Below are 3,564 nucleotides of genomic sequence, written 5' to 3' on the forward strand. Positions count from 1 at the left end.
AAACACCACCCTGGTGCTCGCGAACCCGGAAATCGCCACCCTGCCCTCCTGGGTGATCCGCCGCGGCGCCGCCGGTGGTATTGCCGCCGCGCATTCGACCGCAGCCGGCCTCCTGCTCGCCATCTCTTCGGCGGTGAGCCACGACCTGATGAAGGGTCAGCTGACCCCGAACATCTCGGAGAAGGGCGAACTGCTGGCAGCCCGGATCGCAATGGCCGTCTCGATCGCCGTCGCCACCTGGCTGGGTCTCAACCCCCCGGGCTTCGCGGCGCAGACCGTGGCGCTGGCTTTCGGCCTCGCGGCAGCGTCGATCTTCCCGGTCCTCATGATGGGCATCTTCACCAAGGTGAACAACAAGGGTGCCGTGGCGGGGATGCTGGCAGGCTTCATCGTGACCCTGCTCTACATCTTCCTGCACAAGGGCTGGTTCTTCATCCCCGACACCAACAGCTACACCGATGCGGATCCGCTGTTCCTCGGGATCAAGTCGACCTCGTTCGGCGCGGTGGGTGCGGTCATCAACTTCACCGTGGCCTTCGTGGTCTCGTCGATGACCAAGCCGATCCCGGCCGAAATCAGCGAGCTCGTCGAAAGCGTCCGCATTCCGCGCGGCGCCGGGGTGGCACAGGACCACTGACAGATGCGGGCATGGCCGCGGCGCGTGGCCATGCCCCCTACCCAGCGATCCCGTCCCGCGCTATGCCGGGGCGGGATTTTCATTCCGCCTCATCCGACCGGACCGGAGGAAGACCATGCCCATCGCGCCTGAAGAGCTCCTGCGTTTCCTCGGAGGCGTCCACCCCTATGACGCGCTCGACGCCGATGCGCTCGAGGGGCTGGTGCCGCAGTTCGTGCAGCGCCGCCTGCCCCCGGGAGAGACGATCTATGCGGCGGGCAACCCGCTCGAGGGGCTCTATCTCATCCATTCCGGACAGGTCGAGATCCGCGACGAGAACGAGGTCGTGGTCTCGCTGCTGGGACCCCGCAACTCCTTTGGCGAGCGCGGGCTGGCCCGCGACGGCATCGCCGCCACCTCGGCGCGCACCGTCGACGAGACGCTGCTCTTCATGCTGCCCGCCTACGCCTTCAACGAACTCATCCGCGAACACCCCGCCGCCCAACGCTTTTTTGACCGCTCACGGGCGGCGAAACCGCGCAAGTCCGACCTCGCCCACAGCCGGGTCGAGACGCTGATGGCGGCGGATCCGCTCACCATCGGACCCAATGCCACCGTGCAGGAGGCCGCGAGCCTGATGGCCGAGCGCCGCGTCTCGTCGGTCTGCATCATCGAGGGCGAGGCGCTGAAGGGCATCCTCACGATCCGCGACGTCTCGGCAAAGGTCGTGGCCCGCGGCCTCCCCTTCGACACCCCCGTCACGCACGTGATGACCGAAGCGCCTCTGACGCTGGCGCCGTCCGACATCGGCTCGGACGTGCTGCACATGATGATGGAGCGCAACATCGGCCACGTGCCGGTCACCGAGGGCGGACGGCTGGTGGGCATCGTCACCCAGACCGACCTGACCCGTTTCCAGGCGGTGAGCTCGGCCGGTCTCGTGGCCGAGATCGCCCGCGCCGCGACGCCCGCGCAGATGGCAGAGGTCACCGCGCGCATCCCGCAACTGCTGGTGCAGCTTGTCGCGGGCGGCAACCGGCACGAGATCGTCACCCGGCTGGTCACGGACATCGCCGACACCGTCACACGCCGCCTGCTCGCGCTCGCGCAGGACCGGCTCGGCGCCGCGCCCGTGCCCTTCCTCTGGCTCGCCTGCGGCAGCCAGGGACGGCAGGAACAGACCGGCGTCTCGGACCAGGACAACTGCCTCTTCATCGACGACAGCGCCACCAAGGACGATCTTTCGTATTTCCGCGAAATGGCGAAATTCGTCAGCGACGGGCTCGATCAGGCGGGGTATTTCTACTGCCCCGGCGACATGATGGCGACCAACCCGCGCTGGTGCCAGCCGGTCTCGACCTGGCGGCAGTATTTCAGCGGCTGGATCCGCAAGCCAGATCCCACCGCGCAGATGCTGGCCTCGGTGATGTTCGACCTGCGCCCGATCGGCGGCACCACCGCGCTCTATGAAGAGCTGCAGAAGGAAACGCTCGAGGCCGCGTCGCAGAACTCTATCTTCGTGGCGCACATGATCGCCAACTCGCTCAAGCACACGCCCCCGCTGGGCATGCTGCGGGGCTTCGCGACGATCCGCTCGGGCGAGCACAAGAACCGGCTCGACCTAAAGCACAACGGCGTGGTGCCGGTGGTGGACCTCGCGCGGGTCTACGCCCTGCAGGGCCGCCTGCCCGAGGTCAACACGCGGGCACGGCTCGAGGCGGCGGTGAGCGCAGGCAAGCTTTCGGGCAGCGGCGGGCAGGATCTGCTGGACGCCTACGATCTCATCGCCGAAACACGACTCGAACACCAGGCCGAGCGCGTCCGTGAGGGCGGCCGGCCCGACAACTATCTGGCTCCGGCGGATCTGTCGGATTTCGAGAGGAGCCACCTGCGCGATGCCTTCGTGGTCATCAAGTCGCTGCAATCGGCGCTTGGACATGGCCGCGGCATGCTGGGCTGACGCGCCGGGGGAACGGGAGGAAAGGGAGGAAAGATGTTCTGGGAACTGATCGCGGTCTTCGTCGCGGGCTTTGCGGGCGCCGGCGCCGTGATGCTGCTGAACCGGGTGACCGGCGGTCGCCTGCCCCGCTGGCTGATGCCGTTGGGGGCTGGCGGGGCTATGCTCGTCGCCACCATCTCGAGCGAATACGGCTGGTACGGCCGCACCGCCGACGCCCTGCCGGACGGGTTCACCGTCGCCACGGTGCACGAATCCCGCGCCGCCTACCGGCCCTGGACCTTTGCCGCGCCGATGATCGACCGCTTCATCGCGGTCGATCTCGCGAACCGGGTGGAGAACGCCCAGAGCGAGGGGCTCTACCTCGTGCGCGCCGTGGCCTACGGGCGCTGGCAGCCCGCGCGCGAGATCGAGCTGATGGTCGACTGCGCCGGTGGCCGCACCGCGATCCCCGCAGGCGACGGCGGCGAGCCGGTGTGGCGCCCGGCAGGCGCCGAGGATCCCATCCTGCGCACCGTCTGCACCGGGGCCGAGACGGGAGCGGAGGGCGACGCATGACCCGGCTCGGGTTGCGGCTGCGGATCTTCCTGCTGTTCGTGGTCATCGGCCTCGGCGGCACCGCGGCGGTGGCGGTGGCGCTCTGGCTCGGCCATGCTCGCGCGCTCGAGACCACGGTCACCAACGGCTTCGTCTTCGCCGCGATCCTGTCGGCGCTGGCGCTGCTGGCGCTGACCGTGGGGATCTGGCTTGTGTTCGACGAGAACGTCGCCAAGCCCATCGAGAAGCTCGCCGCCGAGCTCCGGATGCGCGCCCATGCCGGCGTCACCCGCGACGTCGACACCCATGGCGCGCGCTTCCTCGGCGATCTGGCGCATGCCGCGCAGGCGGTCTCGACCCGCGCCACCGACGGTGCCATGGAGACCGCGCAGATGGTCGCGCGCGAGACCGAGCGGCTGGCGACCGAGACCGCCCGCCTCACCGCGCTGCTGAC

At 68.9% G+C, this 3,564-nt stretch carries 2 protein-coding genes and 2 pseudogenes; all 4 read left to right on the forward strand.

Features of this window, described 5'->3' with window-relative positions; genetic code table 11:
- Positions 1-637, forward strand: a pseudogene (locus tag HC022_RS21290) (cation acetate symporter); the annotation flags it as partial.
- 115 nt (positions 638-752) lie between these two features.
- Positions 753-2,576 (forward strand): DUF294 nucleotidyltransferase-like domain-containing protein, encoded by a 1,824-nt coding sequence (locus HC022_RS21295; protein WP_167453753.1) that lies wholly within the window; start codon positions 753-755, stop codon positions 2,574-2,576.
- A 33-nt stretch (positions 2,577-2,609) separates the two neighbouring features.
- A complete protein-coding gene (locus tag HC022_RS21300; protein WP_167453754.1) occupies positions 2,610-3,131 on the forward strand; it encodes a hypothetical protein in 522 nt (173 codons plus the stop codon).
- Positions 3,128-3,564 (forward strand): annotated as a pseudogene (locus HC022_RS21305) (3'-5' exonuclease); the annotation flags it as partial. The gene HC022_RS21300 and the pseudogene HC022_RS21305, both read left to right, overlap by 4 nt.

The sequence above is a fragment of the Salipiger sp. HF18 genome (assembly GCF_011806505.1).
Lineage (GTDB): Bacteria > Pseudomonadota > Alphaproteobacteria > Rhodobacterales > Rhodobacteraceae > Salipiger > Salipiger thiooxidans.